General features: G+C 64.4%; 17 protein-coding genes and 1 tRNA gene. 9 read left to right on the top strand and 9 right to left on the bottom strand.

Annotated features, from left to right (window positions below; genetic code table 11):
* Positions 1-194 precede the first annotated feature (194 nt).
* The 4 genes from gatC (at position 195) to NATGR_RS01045 (ending at position 2,499) form a co-directional block, all read left to right on the top strand.
* A complete protein-coding gene (gene gatC / locus NATGR_RS01060; protein ID WP_005580028.1) occupies positions 195-473 on the top strand; it encodes an Asp-tRNA(Asn)/Glu-tRNA(Gln) amidotransferase subunit GatC in 279 nt (92 codons plus the stop codon).
* Positions 474-475: 2 nt separating this feature from the next.
* The gene (gene gatA, locus NATGR_RS01055; protein WP_005580027.1) at positions 476-1,747 is read left to right on the top strand and encodes an Asp-tRNA(Asn)/Glu-tRNA(Gln) amidotransferase subunit GatA; all 1,272 of its coding nucleotides are present in this window, start codon (positions 476-478) and stop codon (positions 1,745-1,747) included.
* Positions 1,748-1,824: 77 nt separating this feature from the next.
* A complete protein-coding gene (locus NATGR_RS01050) occupies positions 1,825-2,076 on the top strand; it encodes a hypothetical protein (RefSeq protein WP_005580026.1) in 252 nt (83 codons plus the stop codon).
* 24 nt (positions 2,077-2,100) lie between these two features.
* Complete coding sequence (locus NATGR_RS01045; RefSeq protein ID WP_005580025.1) at positions 2,101-2,499, top strand: RidA family protein; 399 nt, start codon at positions 2,101-2,103, stop codon at positions 2,497-2,499.
* Positions 2,500-2,518: 19 nt separating this feature from the next.
* Here NATGR_RS01045 and NATGR_RS01040 read toward each other — a convergent pair whose 3' ends face one another.
* Together NATGR_RS01040 and NATGR_RS01035 are read right to left on the bottom strand one after the other, a co-directional pair.
* Complete coding sequence (locus NATGR_RS01040) at positions 2,519-2,869, bottom strand: helix-turn-helix transcriptional regulator (protein WP_005580024.1); 351 nt, start codon at positions 2,867-2,869, stop codon at positions 2,519-2,521.
* Positions 2,870-2,941: 72 nt separating this feature from the next.
* Entirely contained in the window at positions 2,942-3,769 is an 828-nt protein-coding gene (locus tag NATGR_RS01035; protein ID WP_005580023.1) for an NRDE family protein, read from the bottom strand.
* 186 nt (positions 3,770-3,955) lie between these two features.
* On the opposite strand from NATGR_RS01035, the gene NATGR_RS01030 reads away from it, so the two are divergent.
* On the top strand, positions 3,956-4,504 hold the full coding sequence (locus tag NATGR_RS01030; protein WP_005580022.1) for a hypothetical protein: 549 nt from the start codon (positions 3,956-3,958) through the stop codon (positions 4,502-4,504).
* A 182-nt stretch (positions 4,505-4,686) separates the two neighbouring features.
* On the opposite strand, the gene NATGR_RS01025 is transcribed toward NATGR_RS01030, so the two are convergent.
* From NATGR_RS01025 to NATGR_RS00995, 7 genes are all read right to left on the bottom strand, one after another.
* A complete protein-coding gene (locus tag NATGR_RS01025; RefSeq protein ID WP_015233202.1) occupies positions 4,687-6,228 on the bottom strand; it encodes a class I adenylate-forming enzyme family protein in 1,542 nt (513 codons plus the stop codon).
* Positions 6,228-7,328, bottom strand: coding sequence for a mandelate racemase/muconate lactonizing enzyme family protein (locus tag NATGR_RS01020; RefSeq protein WP_005580020.1), 1,101 nt, complete (start codon positions 7,326-7,328; stop codon positions 6,228-6,230). Before NATGR_RS01020 ends, NATGR_RS01025 begins: the two co-directional genes overlap by 1 nt.
* Positions 7,325-8,266: a 1,4-dihydroxy-2-naphthoate polyprenyltransferase gene (locus tag NATGR_RS01015; RefSeq protein ID WP_005580019.1), complete on the bottom strand. Its 942-nt coding sequence runs from the start codon at positions 8,264-8,266 to the stop codon at positions 7,325-7,327. Before NATGR_RS01015 ends, NATGR_RS01020 begins: the two co-directional genes overlap by 4 nt.
* 135 nt (positions 8,267-8,401) lie before the next feature.
* A complete protein-coding gene (locus NATGR_RS01010) occupies positions 8,402-8,710 on the bottom strand; it encodes a hypothetical protein (protein WP_005580018.1) in 309 nt (102 codons plus the stop codon).
* Positions 8,711-8,776: 66 nt separating this feature from the next.
* On the bottom strand, positions 8,777-9,451 hold the full coding sequence (locus tag NATGR_RS01005) for a cohesin domain-containing protein (RefSeq protein ID WP_005580016.1): 675 nt from the start codon (positions 9,449-9,451) through the stop codon (positions 8,777-8,779).
* 2 nt (positions 9,452-9,453) lie between these two features.
* Complete coding sequence (locus tag NATGR_RS01000; protein ID WP_005580014.1) at positions 9,454-10,758, bottom strand: DUF7350 domain-containing protein; 1,305 nt, start codon at positions 10,756-10,758, stop codon at positions 9,454-9,456.
* 19 nt (positions 10,759-10,777) lie between these two features.
* Complete coding sequence (locus tag NATGR_RS00995) at positions 10,778-12,079, bottom strand: DUF7405 family protein (protein ID WP_005580013.1); 1,302 nt, start codon at positions 12,077-12,079, stop codon at positions 10,778-10,780.
* Between the two features lie 50 nt (positions 12,080-12,129).
* On the opposite strand from NATGR_RS00995, the gene NATGR_RS19135 reads away from it, so the two are divergent.
* From NATGR_RS19135 to NATGR_RS00980, 4 genes are all read left to right on the top strand, one after another.
* Positions 12,130-12,285 (top strand): hypothetical protein, encoded by a 156-nt coding sequence (locus NATGR_RS19135; protein WP_155897270.1) that lies wholly within the window; start codon positions 12,130-12,132, stop codon positions 12,283-12,285.
* A 156-nt stretch (positions 12,286-12,441) separates the two neighbouring features.
* Positions 12,442-13,275, top strand: coding sequence for a Rossmann-like domain-containing protein (locus NATGR_RS00990; RefSeq protein ID WP_231990853.1), 834 nt, complete (start codon positions 12,442-12,444; stop codon positions 13,273-13,275).
* 392 nt (positions 13,276-13,667) lie between these two features.
* Positions 13,668-13,750: transfer RNA gene (locus NATGR_RS00985), tRNA-Leu, on the top strand.
* 192 nt (positions 13,751-13,942) lie between these two features.
* Positions 13,943-15,418, top strand: coding sequence for an HTTM domain-containing protein (locus NATGR_RS00980; protein ID WP_005580011.1), 1,476 nt, complete (start codon positions 13,943-13,945; stop codon positions 15,416-15,418).
* Positions 15,419-15,476: the final 58 nt, after the last annotated feature.

Raw genomic sequence — 15,476 nt, 5'->3', positions numbered from 1 at the left:
TATTGTGACCGATCGAAACGTCGATGAAAACGCTCTGTAGTGCTCTCTAGTAAAGAATCTCGGTTACTTAAAGCTTTCGGTGAGATGTTCTGTAACTACAGGACGTTTCGAACGAAACGACCGACTCGAGCCGACCCGGTGGCCAGTTCCCACGTATCGAAACCCTTACTCCCCGGAGGCGGGTTCGAACACGTATGAGCGACGACGCCGTCAGCCCCGAGGAGGTCCGTCACGTCGCGGAGTTGGCCCGCGTCGACCTCGCCGACGACGAGGTCGGTCGGTTCACTCAGCAGTTCGCGGACATCCTCGAGTACTTCGAGACGCTGGACGAGGTGCCAGCGGTCGACCGCGAGGCCGACCTTGTGAACGTGATGCGACCGGACGAGAAACGAGAATCGCTTTCCAGCGAGGAAGCGCTCCGGAACGCGCCGGAGACCGAGGATGGCCACTTCAAAGGCCCGAACGTTTCCTGATCATGTCGGCGAATATCTTCATCACAGAGGAGCGTATCGAGGGCGACGAGGACGGGCCGCTTGCAGGTACGACCGTCGCCGTCAAGGACAACATCTCCACCGAGGGCGTCCGGACGACCTGCGGATCGGCGATGTTAGAAGAGTACGTCCCGCCGTACGATGCGACGGTCGTCTGCCGACTAAAAGAGGCGGGCGCGACCATCGTCGGCAAGGCAAACATGGACGAGTTCGGGATGGGGACGACCACGGAGACCTCGAATTTCGGTGCCGTCGACAACCCCGCCGCATCCGGTCACGTCCCCGGCGGCTCCTCCGGTGGGTCGGCCGCCGCGGTCGCCGCAGGCGAGGCAGACGTCGCGCTCGGCTCCGACACCGGCGGCTCGATCCGCTGTCCGGCCGCGTTCTGTGGCGTCGTCGGCATCAAACCCACCTACGGACTGGTCTCGCGATACGGGCTCGTCGCCTACGGCAACAGCCTAGAGCAGATCGGTCCCTTCGCAAACAGCGTCGAGGACGCGGCCGAACTGCTGGACGTGATCGCGGGCCCCGACGACCGTGACGCGACCACGCGTGAGCCCCAACTCGAGGGCGAGCGCTACGCAGACGCCGCCACCGCCGACATCGACGACCTCTCGGTCGGCGTCCCCACGGAACTACTCGAGGGTGCCGACGAGGGCGTCGTCGAGACCTTCTGGGACGCCATCGCCGACCTCGAGGAACAAGGTGCGGAGTACCACGAGGTCTCCCTGCCGTCGGTCGAACACGCCGTCGAGGCCTACTACGTGATCGCGATGTCAGAGGCGTCCTCGAACCTCGCGCGGTTCGACGGCGTCCGCTACGGCAACTCCGGCGGCTACGACGGCAACTGGAACGAGGCGTTCTCGGCGGCCCGCAAGGAAGGGTTCGGGGACGAGGTCAAACGGCGCATCCTGCTTGGCACGTACGCGCTCTCGGCAGGCTACCACGACAAGTACTACAAGAAAGCTCAGGACGCTCGAGCGTGGGTCAAACAGGACTTCGACGAGGCGCTCTCCGACGCCGACGTCCTCGCGTCGCCGACGATGCCCGTGCCGCCGTTCGAACTCGGCGAGAGTCTCGACGACCCGCTCCAGATGTACCTCGCGGACGCGAACACGGTGCCGGTCAACCTCGCGGACCTGCCCGCGATTTCGGTTCCCGCCGGTGAAACCGACGGACTTCCTGTCGGCCTGCAGCTAATCGGTCCCGCGTTTGGTGAGGAAGAGATTATTCGAGCGGCCAGCGCGCTCGAGTGACGGAACTGTCGACAGCCACTCGACGAACGCGCTCGTAGACACACCAACGTTATGCAGTCTTACATAGATGGGAGCGTATGCCCGCAATCGGAATTGGTGCCCCCATCTACCTCGTCGTTCAGGCGTTCATCGCACGCTTCGTGTACCGCGAAGCCGTGGCTCACGACCGTCGATCCCCACTCGTAATCGGTATCAGCGCGTTCGTCTTCAGTATCGTCGCCGCACTACTCGTGGAGAGCGTTTTCCTCGTGGTGCTCGTTCAGGCGGTGGCCATCGGTCTGTACCTGATCGGCGTCTCTCGAAATCGACCGAACACCATCAGTAACTAAGGAGGTTCGATCACGACGTCGCCCATGGATCGATCACGGCAGCACGTCTCTTCGGAGACCGAGTGGGAGTCACGCGTCGGCTACTCTCGAGCCGTCAGAGCCGGTCCCCACGTCCACGTCTCAGGGACGACCGCGACGGACGAGGACGGGAACGTCGTCGGCCGCGACGATCCTGCCGAACAGACACGCTACGTGCTGGAAATCATCCAGAACGCACTTGAGGAGGCCGACACCACGCTCGAGGACGTCGTTCGGACGCGGATCTACGTCGTCGACATCGACGACTGGGACGCGATCGGACGAGCACACGCCGAAGTGTTCGGGGAGATTGGACCGGCAACGAGTATGGTCGAGGTGAACCGACTGATTTCGCCGGAACTACTCGTCGAAATCGAAGCGACGGCGTACGTCGGCAGCGAGTGACTCGACCGTCGAAAAACGGTTATTCCTCGTAGGCGAGGTTCATGATCCACTGCGAGAAGGCGTCGCTGTTGGGATCGACCTCCTCCTCGCCGATAAACGGCGAGAGCATGTCGCCGGCCATCAGGAGTGTGAAATCCAGATCCCGTGCGGTCGGGCTGATATAGTAGGTGTTGTGCCCGTCGTAGACGGTCTCCTCGCGGTCGACCAGTTCCTTCTCGACGAGCGATTCGACGATCCGACTCCCTTTGCGCGAGGAGACGTCCAGTTCCTTCCAGAAGTCGCTCTGGTGGATGCCACCGGTCTCGCGAACGAGTTCGAGCCCGGCGTGCTCGTCCTCGGACAGTTCTTGTTCGACCGCAGGAACGCTCACGGTGACCACCCCTCCGTGCTCGCCGCGACAGGCAGGAGTTCGTCCATGTCCACAACAGAGTCGGGGAGCCGCTTAAATGTGCCTTTCGTCGTCGACCTCGCTCGTGGTGTCCGTTTCCGTCTCCGGTTCCGAGAGTGACACCTCGAGTCGATCGTACTCAGTCTGACACGGCGGTCCGGCCGCAAACGAGTAGCGAGCGGCGGGCGGCGACTGTTCGGGACCGATCGCGATCAACGACGACGACCGAGTTCCAAAGCCGTTTTCGTGGAGACAGACGCCGTACTCGTGGTCACCGAGCACGTCGCCGGCACGCTCGAGCCACGCTGTGACCGTCTCGGTCGGCTCCCCTCTCTCGTCCGTCAGAACCGAAAGCTCTTTGCGAATCTCGCGGCCGTTTTCGGCCTGCGCTCGAGCCGCGTCCGCCCGAGCGGACGGGACGTCCGCGTCGTCGTCGACCGCGACGTTGACCACGACGTGGACGCCAGGATCGAATTCCGTGATCTCGAGGTCCCCGTCCCACTGGTAGCAGTACGCGTTCTCGGCGTCGGCGATCACCAGGTGAAAGCCGTCGTACTCGTCGGCGGCAGTCGTGTCCTCGACGAGTGCGGCTGCTTCGGCAGCCGAACGCGCCTTGAGGACGTCCGCCACCAGCAGTCCACGGGAACGGTCACCGGCCAGCTCGTGGTCGATCCAGCGGTTCGTGATTCCCGCGAAGACGCCGAACTCGTTGTAGCCGATCCAGGTGCCGCCAGCCTCGGCGTCCTGCGGCGCGACGACCCTCGGCTCCTCGCTGTAGACGTCTGGCGAAATCGAGTCGCGCTCGAGGCGCTCGTCTCGGTTCGCTGCGACCGCGACCGGTGCGTCGTCGAAAACCTGCCACGCGAGCGTGAGCGTACACACGACTCGTAGTACGGATAGCAGACTCTTAACTTGTCTGTGGGCGACGGTCGAATCGGGAGGACGTAATCGAACGAACGCAACTCGCAAACTCCCAGCCACAGCAGTCGCAGTCTCCACGGGTCGGTACACTTCGATCGTTTCAACAGAAGAAAGCATTTATAATTAGTTAGAACAGTAATATATCGTATGCTGCCCTCCAACCAGCACGCCCTCCGAACTGCCTACGACCAATACGGCCCCAGAACGGACCGAGACGATATCGCTGCAGGATACGCAGCCGCGATCGGTGCCGTCCTTTCGGCCGCACTGTACGTTTTATCAGTCTGGCTCGTCAATTCCGGCCATCTCGGCCTCGATTGGTCGCCGTACTTTGCAGCGCTCGAGTTCCACTGGGTCGTCTACTCCTCGACGGTCGGATCGGTCATTGCCGCACCGACAGCGTTTCTTATCGGAGTGGCCGGATGGCGAGCCATCCAAACCCAGACCGCATTCAGCGGTGTGTTGAGAGGTGTCGTCGGCGCTGCGGCGACGTACGTCGCGGCGTTCGTCCCTATTGCGGCGATTTTCTTCGTTACAGGAGTCGGGTCAGCGGCGGCGGGGTCGGCGCTGGCGAACGCGCTCGAACTGGCCGGTATCGTTGTCGCCGTCGGGTTCGCCCTCACATGGTGGCTCACTATTCCGATTGGCTGTCTCGTGGGCGTAGCGTACACGGTCAGCAGTTCGACCACAGCCTGAAACTCGTGCCATCGCGACCGGTTTAGCCACCTCAGCTACGCTCCCTATCAGTCGTTGTTGTCGGGGCTTCGCAGTTGTCGCTACAACGTCAGTATCCCACGGTATTTGAAACCTCAAAGGCCGTGCGGTGAGTGCGTTCGACGAGCCGGCGCCGTCTCCCGCAACCATCAGTCGACCGAGGATTACCGAAGAACGTCACTCACGTCGACGCCGTCCTCGAGCAATCGCTCTCGAACTGCCTCGCGATCGACCGTCCCCGACGCAGTCCGGGGAAGTTCGTCGACGGCCGCGAGCGTCTTTGGCCGCTTGAACCCCGCGAGTCGCTCGTCGGAGTGCTCGAGCACCGATGCGTACTCGAGGCCGTCTCCCACTGGCACGATCACAGCAGCGACCCGTTCGCCCCACTCCTCGTCGGGGAGGCCGACGACGGAGGCGTCGTCGACCGCCGGATGGGAGCGCAGGGCGTCGATCACCTCGCCGGGGTCGACGTTCTCGCCGCCCGTGACGATCCGGTCGCTTCGGCGGTTGAGGATCCAGAGCCGGCCGCCCTCGTCGCGGTACCCGATATCACCCGTGTGTAGCCCTCGTTCTCCGATGGCTGCAGCAGTCTGCTCGTCCTCGAGATAGCCCGGCGTCACCGTCGGCCCCGAGACGACGAGTTCTCCGGGTTCACCCGGCGAAACTGGTTTGCCGCCATCGTCGACGACAGTCACCTCGGTGCCGACGAGTGGCCGGCCGACGGTTCCCTCGTGCGACCGTATCTCTGCGGGCGTCGCCGTCGCAATCTGGGAGGCCGTCTCGGTCATCCCGTAGGTAGGGTGGACGGGGACGCCGGCCTCGAGGCAGCGCTCGAGCAAGTCCTCGGTTGCAGGCGCACCGCCGAGCAGGACGAACCGCAGCGAGTCGGCGGGTTCCCAGCCGCCCTCGAGCAGTCGCTTGCACATCGTCGGGACGAGCGAGACGCCGGTGACGTCGTACGCCTCGAGGATAGCGACGGTTTCGTCCGGGTCGAACTCGCGCTGGATCACGACGGTCGTTCCGTACAGCGTCGACCGGAGGACGGGTGCGAGCCCACCCATGTGGTACATCGGGAGACAGCAGAGCCACCGGTCGTCGGGAGCGACGCCGAGCCGGAACGCCGAAGCGGTCGCGCTCGCGACGAGATTGCCGACGGTCAGTCGGACACCTTTCGGCTCGCCGGAGGTGCCCGACGTGAACATGATCAACTGAGTGTCGTCGGGATCGATTTCGCGATCCGACGCGCTCGAGACGCCGTCTTCCGTCGGATCGGAGAGATACTCGACGGTTCCTGCCCTGGGCTCGTCGACAGAGACGACCGGCCCAGCATCCGCCAGGTCGGCTATCTCGAGTGCCGTCGACTCCGTCTCGCGGTCACAGACGATCGTCTCGCAATCGGTTCGTTCGACCTTCCCTGCGAGCGTCTCGGTCGTCTCGCGGACGTTCAGCGGAACGACGGTCCTCCCCATCCGCATCGTGGCGAAGAAAACGACGGCGAAGGCGGGTCGAGTGCCCATCAGGACTCCGATCCGAGACGAGTCGGTCTCGAGGGACGCGAGTGCTCGAGTAGTGGCGTCGACGCGCTCGTCGAACTCGGCGTAACTCCACTCGCGGTCGGTCTCGACGTCGATCAGGGCCGTGGCTTCGGGAGTGGCAGCGACGCGAGTCGAGAGCAGGTCCGTGGTCAGTTCTCCGAGCTCGGGCATCAGTCCGGCCACACCCCGTCGATACCCAGTCCCTTCGCCTGTGGGATCACTGCCGCACCGTTCTCCAGGACGACCGGATCGCGGCCGAGATCTTCGGCGAGCAACTCTGCGGTCGCGAGCCCACAGGCAGGAACGTCGGGGATCGCCGCCGCGAGGTGGACGGCACCCGTTCGCGCGACGGCGCCGTCGATCGTCGTCGTCACAAGCGGCGTGATCTCGAGTTCGCTCACCCACGCTGCGACCTCGTAGGCGACGTCGACACCGCCGAGTGCCATCGGTTTCAGGACGACGACATCGGCCGCGCCGGCGCTACAGATCCCGTCGATGCCGTGCTCGAGGACGCCTTCGTCGAGTGCGATCTCGACTTCGCCGGCCGCTTCACGGAGATCTGCGTGGCCCTCGAGCGCACCCGCTGGAAGGGGTTGTTCGAGGACCGAAACGTCCAGTTCGTCGAACGCCTCGAGTGCGCGTTCGGCCTCGGCATAGGTCCAGGCCTCGTTTGCGTCGACCCGGAGTTCGACATCGGAGCCGACCATCTCGCGAACCCGGCGGACGCGGGCGACGTCTTCCTCGAGATCGCGGAGCCCGGCTTTCAGCTTGCAACACGTGAAACCGCGTTCGACCGCGTCCATGGCTGTCCGTGCGCTCTCGTCGGGCGTTCCGTCACCGATCGTCGCGTTTACCGGGACGCGACCGACCATCGACTCCTGTCCGAGGTGTCGATACAGCGGCGTCGCCGACTGGGAAGCCTTGAGGTCGGCGAGTGCGAGCGAGACCGCATGGCGGGCCGCGACCTGTTCGTCGACTTCCCCGAGTGCGCCGCTTGGCCCACCAGACCTGATCGCCGTTCGGGCGCGCTCGAGGGCTGCTTCGCAGTCGTCGGGCGACTCGGTCCACCCGGCAAGCGGTGTCGCCTCGCCGTAGCCGACGCTCGTTGCCGTCGGTTCGTCGACCGTCCGATCGACGACCCGCACTAGAAACCCGTCGCGGGACTCGATCGACCCGCCGGCCGTCCCGAGCGGCTGCTCGAGGGGCAGAGAGAACGACCGAATCTCGAGTTCGAGAGCCGACGCCGAGCGATCGTTTCCGTTCGAATTCATAGTGAGAGCCCCGCCGCGAAGAGAGCGGCGTAGAGTGCGAGCAGTTTCCCGGTCGCCTCGAGTGCCGGATTCAGTGCCTCGCCGTCGGTTCGCGTACAGACGGTCCGGGTGATGATGGCAGCGTAGGGCAGGGTCACAAGCGGCAGCAAGACCGCAGGGCCGAACTCGCCGGAGACGGGCCAGAACCACAGCGGCGCGAGATAGGCGAGCGCGAGCAACGCGACGAACTCGACGCGACTCCAGCGGTAGCCGAGTCGGACTGCAAGCGTTCGCTTTCCAGTTTCGGCGTCGGTCTCTTTGTCGCGGACGTTGTTCACGATGATGATACACGTCGAGATGGAAGCGACGGGGAGGCTGGCGACGAACGCCTCGACGGTGACGGTTCCCTCGGGGACCGACACCGGGAACGGCTGTGCGAGAAGGACAGCCGCTGCCTGCACGTAGAACGTTCCCATCACCGCCACGATCCCGAAGAAGACGAAGACGAAGAGATCCCCCAGTCCGTGATAGCCAAGCGGGTAGGGTCCGCCCGTGTACGCCCAGCCACAGAGGACGCTTACGAGTCCGATCACGAGGATCGGCACGCCGCCGACGTAGACGAGGTAGGTTCCCGAGAGAATCGCCAGCGCGAACGTGACGATTGTCGCGAATTTAACCTGCCCGGGCGAGATGATGCCAGCCTGCGTAACTCGAGTAAAGCCCTCCCGGTCTTCGGTGTCTGTCCCCTTGACCGCGTCGTAATAGTCGTTCGCGAAGTTGGTCCCGATCTGGATCAGCGCTGCACCGACGAAAGCCAAAAGCGCCGGCCAGGGCGCGAACACGCCTTCGTGGATCGCAAGGCCAGTCCCGACGATGACGGGTGCCGCAGCCGCTGGCAAGGTCTGCGGGCGTGCCGCCATCAACCACGCCTTCGTCCGTGACGTCTCAACCTCGGTCATGTCTTGTCTCGAGTGTCCCACTCGAGAGAGTGTCAACGTTGGCATTGCGAGCGAGCGAACAGCAACCAGACGATGCCGATCGATCGCTATCGGGCGTCGCAACCAGTCTGTACCTGCCAGCAAGGGAGAGCTCGGCTACGCTTCCGGGGCGGTCCAGCGATAGTAGTCGACGAGAAGGGTCCCAGCTCTGACGAAGACGTACAGCGTCGCGGTGACGATCGTCAGCGGGACGACGACGCTCCAGAAGCCGGTTATCATCGTCGGTCCGAACTCGGCGAGTGGCAAAAATATCTCCCTCCCGATTAGCTGAAACGGGAGGAAAAGCAGCCGCAACAGGATCGTGACCGCGACTGCGATGGCGACCCAGAAGAGGAAAATGCCGAGGACGATCAGCGACTCCGTCACCGCCCACTCGAGGCGACCGCGGGGTGAGTCAGGGAACATGTCCGCGAGTGTCGTTTCCCCAAGGATAAATCGGTCGGAACGGTACCTTCGCCATCAATAGTTCGGCTACGAGCGGCCCTGGCGTACCAAGTAGAGAATCAGACCCGCGCCACCGAGGGCGAGAACCGGTATTGCACCGACTCCGGGCACGGCGTCGGTGCTCGCACTCGAGCCACTGGAGGTCTCGACGGCGTCGATACTGACGGTCGACTCGCGTTCGATCGTTCCCTGTGGATAGTCGCTGACGAGGATCGCCGACGCGTCGGTGATCTCGAGCGTCTCGTTGGCCGTCGGCGCGTCCGGGGCGATGTCGAACGCGATCGTGGCCGCTGGCTCGGTCGTCGCTGCGCCGTCGCCGGACGGTTCGCGTTCCTGGCTGATCGTCACTTCGCCGTCGGCAACCTCGGAGGACCCGGTGACTTCTGCGTCCGGATCGCCGTGGGCGAGCATCTCGCCGTGAGTCACCTCCGCGACAGAGAAGACATCGGCGTCGTACACGACGGTCGCGGACAGTTCGTCGATCCCATCCCCGACGTAGTCCCCGTGAGTACTCACTACGAGGTCTATCTCGATCGTCTCGCCGACTTCCGCGTCGGTTTCGGCAGGATCGAGCGCGAAGATCGCGATGTTGTCGCCGGCCGCGGCGGGGGCCGCGAACGTCCCGACCACAACCGTGCCTGCGACGGCACAGACGAGTGCGAGCGCGAGAGCAGTAGTCGGCAGTCGCGAGCGTTCGAACACGATCAGGTCTCCCCCAGGACCTCGAGTTCCACCGCCGGCATCTCGAGAAACGCCGTCTCGTACCCCTGGTGGCGGGCGACCTGTGGCGGCGACTCGACGGTGACCGTCACCGAGTCCCCCGGTTCGATGTTGGCGACCGACACACCGTAGTGGTGGTCGTACTCGCCGTCGATGGTCTGCCCGAGGCCGATATCGTCCGCGACGGTGTCGCCGTCGCGTTCGATCGTCGCCGAGAGCGATGCGTCAGCGAGCGGAACGCGATTGTAGGGTGTGCGTGGCGAGACGAGGAGATACTGCTCGTCGCCGTCCGCGAGTCGGAACCCGGACTCGAACAGCGTCGCGAGGACGGCCGCGTCGCCGCTTCGCGGGAGGTCCTCGTGTTCGTCGGGACGACCGTCGTCTGGACTGACGAGGAGCCGATCGGGATAGTCGTCGATCGCGGGGAGTGCGGAGTACGGGACGTGGGCGTGGTCTTGGTGTTCGTCGCCGCCCTCGTGATCGTCGTGTTCGCCACTGTGATGCTCGTGCTCTTTGCCGTGATCGCTCCCGTGACCGTGTCCGCCGTGATCCATCGGCTCGAGGGCGTCCCGTCGCCCCCACTCTTCCTCGTCGAGGTAGTCGACGCCGTCGGCGACCTCGTGGCGGAACTCGTCGTCGTAGACGAACTCGAACCTCGCCGTTGCACTCTCGTCGAACCGGCCCTCGAGGTCGCCCGTCGTTTGGGTCGCAAGCGGTGGCAGGTCGACCTCGACGGTGTACGTGCCGTCCTCGGGTAGCGAGACGTTGTCTCCGAAGTGAAACCCCATCTCTTGGGAGAGCATCGCCCAGGGAGACCGCGGTGAGCCGACCTGCTCGCCGTCTTTGTAGAGACGGAGTGTTGCCCCGTCGTCGACCGGCAAGACGACGCCGGTCGCCTCGTCCCAGAGAGTAACCATCACGTGAACGCCGCGCCCATCGTCGGGTTCTTCTCGTGCGACGTTGTCTTCTCCCGCTCCACCCGCGACGATCCAGAACGGATGGGGATAGGAGACCATCGGTGCGAGAGTGTAATCGCCGGCATCGATCGGATCGTAGGTTCGCATCGACTCCCGGTGGGTCGGCAGGTACACCGCGTCCGGCGGGTCTTCGATCTCGAGGAACTCGGGCCCGACAGCGAGATCTTCGAACTCGGCTTCGTCGTTCGTCTCTCCCTCGTCATCGTCGCCGCCGTCGTCGCCAGCACACCCGGCGAGCGCGAGCGTGCCTGCGGCGGTGGCTGTCAGGAGGGTTCGGCGGTCGATACGACGGTTGGCGTCTGTCTCGTGCATGGCTGTTGGTCTCGCTCGGTCAATCGTCCGTTCTGTACTCCGCATCCGGGTCGGGCGACGGAAGCGCCCGCAGCGACCGCGGCGGAATCAGGTAGTTACCGCGCCGATCGACGAAGACGTAGTGGAGGATGCCGTTGTTCGCCGACGGCACGTCGAGGGCCTCCCCGTTCATCGCTTCGCGGACCCGGACGAAGTCGTCGATCTCGCGCTGCAGCGAGAGGAAGTGCAGCCCTGGTCGGTCCCCGTCGACGGTGTTGAAGTCCCGGCGAAGCAACGGCGGTTCGCCGTCGACTCTCGCGCGCGCAGTCTTCTGTGCGTGGCCGACGACGCCGTGTTCGCGTGCGTCCGCCGCCGTCGACTCGATTCGTTCGTCGGTCAGCCCGTTCGAGTCCGCGAGCGCCTCGCCGTAGTCGCCGACGAGGTCGTCCGCAGCATGTTCTTGGCTGAACAGCTTCGAAACCCGCTGAAAGTGGTTTTCCTGCTCGAACCAGACCTCGAGTTGCAGCTCCATCGAAGAGAGTTGCTGGGTCGTCCCACCGGCGAACGGGCCGGACTCGATCGTCACCCGATCCTCGGTCGCCTGATTTCGGCGAAAGCCCGAGCGGAACCCCATAAAAAACGGGGCTTCTTCCGGAATCGAATCGGGAACGCCTGGAACGTCCACGTACTCGGCTGGCAACCCCTCGCCGACGAATCCCGTTCGGCGGCGATCCTCGAGTGACTCGAAGACGCCAGTGAGATCCGTCTCGAGGTCGATACCGTTGACCGTCTCCCGATCACCGAACAGCGCCTGTTCTGCCTCGAGAGCGGCGTCCGGTTCGTCGCTCGCGAGGTGCAAGATGGCGTCGTACTCGTCGAGCGCGGGGGTGCCCCCGCGGAGCAGCGGCTCCGGTGTCGGCAAGTCGACGGACGCTGGCAGCGACTCGTCGAACCGGGTGAAGTACGTCGGCGTGTAGCCGAGTGTAAACAACAGCCCCTCGTTGCTCCACTCGTAGGCACGCTCGAGCGTTCGAAGCGCGGATTCGGCGGTTTTGCGGGCGTCACCGTCGGTGGGATCGACACCCTCTGCGAGCGAGAGTGCGACCAGCACGTGGTGTTCCGGCGGCGTTACATTGCCGTGGTCGTCGGTCGGGAGTGTGTCGTTCCAGGCGTGCTGGCGAGCAGGAAGCGAACCGGGCTCGTCGGTTCCCGACGGAATCAGCCGCTCCTCGTCGTCGCGGACCGTCTCGAGGCAGGCAGCGAGCGCACTCGCTCCACCGACGGCGACGAGCGTCCGGACGTAGTCTCGGCGGGAGAGCGCGGACCGATCTGGGAGCGTCACTGCTCGAGAGTCGGTGAGAGAGACTCAAAGGGTTTTCTCTCGTCGAAAATTTGACTGGCATCTACGACGCCGAGTGCGTGACGGTCGGACCGACGGCTCAGACGGACTGGTGTACCGATGTCCCGGCGCGACCGCAGGAGTTCGCGGTCGCGTCGGAACTGACTGACGGCAAACCGTATCAGGAGTCGCTACCGGTCGGAAGCTAGTTTCGACGCAACCGCGACCCGGCCTACGATTGCGCCGGCAACTCGGCACAGTGTTTCGCCCGAGAGAGGAGTGGTCTCGACATCGGGGGTCGTGACCTCGAGGAACCGATGGACTCGAGTCCCGTCTGCGCGAACGGACTCGATGGGGAGAGCAGAATGCATACGCACGTCCTGTCGTCGGTCGTCGACGACCTCGAACGACGAGGTGGACTCGCGGCGCGTCTGGAGGAGTTGACCGTCGGAGACGCGGCCGTCCTCGTAGAGTGTGAACGGCCCTCCGATGCCACGACCGTCGCCGGGCTTGCCCATCGACCGTCGTCGGCCCTCGACGCCGACGGCTGGAGCGGGAAAGACTCGACCGACCTGCTCGAGTGGCTGGTCGACGAAATCGAGCGGCCGTTCGACGCGCTCGAGCCCGAAGAGCGCCTCGCTCGAGTGGTCGGCGTCGCGATAGTGAACGCCGTTTCGACGCCGTACGTCGCGTGGGAGAACGGCGATCCGATGTCGCTGCTTTCTCCATCGGTCGAAACGGTCGTGACGATCGGACTGTTCAAACCGGCGTTTCGGAAGTTCGACGACGTCGAGGTACGGGTCGTCGAACGCGAGCTACCGGACGAGGTGTCGACGCCGGATTCGGTCGATCTGCGGTCGTACACTCCCGAGGAGACGACAGCAGCGATGGACGGTGCCGAAGTCGTCTTCGTGACTGGATCGACGCTGATCTACGGCGGGATCGATCGCTACCTCGAGACAGCACCGCCGGAGGCGACCGTGGTTCTCGTCGGCGCGACCGCGTCGCTGCTACCGGGCCCACTGTTCGACGCTGGCGTCGACATCGTCGCTGGAGCCGACGTCGTCGATCTGTCACGGGCGCGTGCGGCGGTCGGCCGTGGTGTGTGTGGAACGGGGCTACACGACAACGGCGTGCGAAAAGTCTACGCGACACGTCGTCACCCGTCGACGATCGATCTGGAAATCGACGGCGACTGATACGGTTTACTGTAGGTCATTTTCGGCACAACCGCGACCCGGGCGGCGGTTGCGCCGGTAAATCGGTACAGTAATCCGTATGAGACGGTTTGCCGTCAGTCAGTTCCGGCGCGGCCACAGGGGGCTCGCGGTCGCGCCGGGACATCGATACATCAGTCCGTATGCCGTCGCCTGTGGGAATCCATATACGGTTTCCTGTCGGTCATCCCAGCACACAGTGACTCGAAGCGAGCACACCGATCGAGCGGGACAGCAATCCGTTCACCGACGAGGCGTGCTCACGTCTCGAGGGCGATTCCGTAGCTGGTTTATATCCGACGACCGTAGGCAGAGGTGGGCACGAAGCCCGAATAAAGACAGCTTCGTACAGCCGACCGCTGTACGGGACGCCTGCGAGGGTAGCCAAGCGGTCAACGGCGGCGGACTCAAGATCCGCTCGTGTAGACGTTCGTGGGTTCGATTCCCTCCCCTCGCATCGCAGTGAGGCACAAACTCGTGCCAAACGAGATGCCGAAGGTCCGACGCGGGATCTTTCCTCGCAAATTTTCCCGACGTACCGAGACGAGAGCAGCCGCTCTCTTTGCACTCGTTTTTTCAACAGGGTGAAACGAGGACAAAATACTTATATTATCGCTGATAACTCTGGCATCGATTCACACGGTCTTTCATGAGTCCCTCCACAGCACCGACGGACAGCGGACTGTCGACTATCGCGTCGATACACAAAACGGCGAAAAGCACCCTCGAGCCCCGGCTTGGAATCGACCCGCGAGCACTCGCTGCGTTCCGGATCGCGATCGGGTTGGTGGTGCTTGCCGACCTGCTTCTCGTCCGCTTCCCGGGCGTGACGACGTTTTACACCGACGATGGCGTGTTCCCACGATCGACGCTCGCGGAGCTGTATCCGGCGTTCGAAACAGTGTCACTGCACGCCCTCTCCGGGGGCGTCTGGCTTCAGGTGCTTTTGCTTGCGATCGGCGTCGTCGCCGCCGTCTCCCTGACTGTCGGCTACCGGGCCCGACTTGCGACGCTCGTCTCTGCCCTCTTGCTCGCGTCTCTCCACGCGAGGAATCCGCTGGTGCTCAACGGTGGCGACACGATCTTGCTGTCACTGCTCGTCCTCGGGGTCTTCCTGCCCCTCGAGCGTCGGTGGGCGATCGACGCGGGGTCTCGAGCCGACGACGGCGACAGCCGCCTGTTTTCGCTCGCGACCGCGACGATTCTCGTTCACTTCGTGACCATCTACGCGGTCAACGGCGCGCTCAAGTTCCAGAGCGACTCCTGGATGGACGGGACAGCAACACCGCGGGTCTTTCAACTGGAGCAGTTCGTCGTCTGGCTCGGCCCCTGGATCGCGGAGCTGGAGTCGCTTCTGGTCGTCTCGAACTGGGTCTGGACGGCACTGCTCTGTGGCTCCGTTCTGTTGCTCGTCGTCACCGACCGGCTCCGGATCGCGCTCGTCTCGTCGTTCATCGTCGCACAGTTCGGGCTCGCGGCGACGATGCGACTCGGTGTCTTTCCCTTCGTGATGGTCGCTGCACTCCTGTTGTTCCTGCCGCCGCAGGTCTGGGATCGACTCGAGCGGATCGCCGATCCCGCCACAGTGTTGCCCTCCGCCGAGCGACCAGACGCGGGCCTCGAGTTCCCGCCGGGGCTTCGTCGCGGCGCGCGGACCGTTCGCTCCGTCTTCCTCGTCGCCTTCCTCGTGACGATCGTCGGCTGGCAGTTGGCAGGTGCTGGCCTCGTCGATCCGCCGTCGTCGACACCCGGCGAACTCGAGGACGCGAGCTGGTCTTTCTTCGCGCCGAGCCCGCCCGACGCCTACTGGTGGTACGCCTGGGAAGCAGACTTCGAGGGTGGCGAGACGGTCGGGACGCTCGTCGACGAGGACGGCAAACTCGACCGGCCGCCCGACGCTGCCGCCAGGGACCCCTCGGTTCTCTGGAAACGATACGGCTCGGAGCTTCGGGCCGCCGGTCGGACGCCGTACGAACCGCTGGCAGCGTATCGATGTGAGCAAGCCACAGACGAGTACGACGATCGGCCAGAGTCACTGGCCGTTTACTACGTCGAACAGCCGGTCACGACGGACGGACCGGTCGGAGAGCCGTCGGCGGAGCGACGACTCGAGTACGCCTGCTAATCGCGACTTGCCACTCGTGACCGTCGCGAACCGCTACATCTTTTCGACGCCCGCGCCG

This window comes from Natronobacterium gregoryi SP2 (genome assembly GCF_000230715.2).
Lineage (GTDB): Archaea > Halobacteriota > Halobacteria > Halobacteriales > Natrialbaceae > Natronobacterium > Natronobacterium gregoryi.
This window is presented reverse-complemented; position numbering and strand designations above follow the sequence as displayed.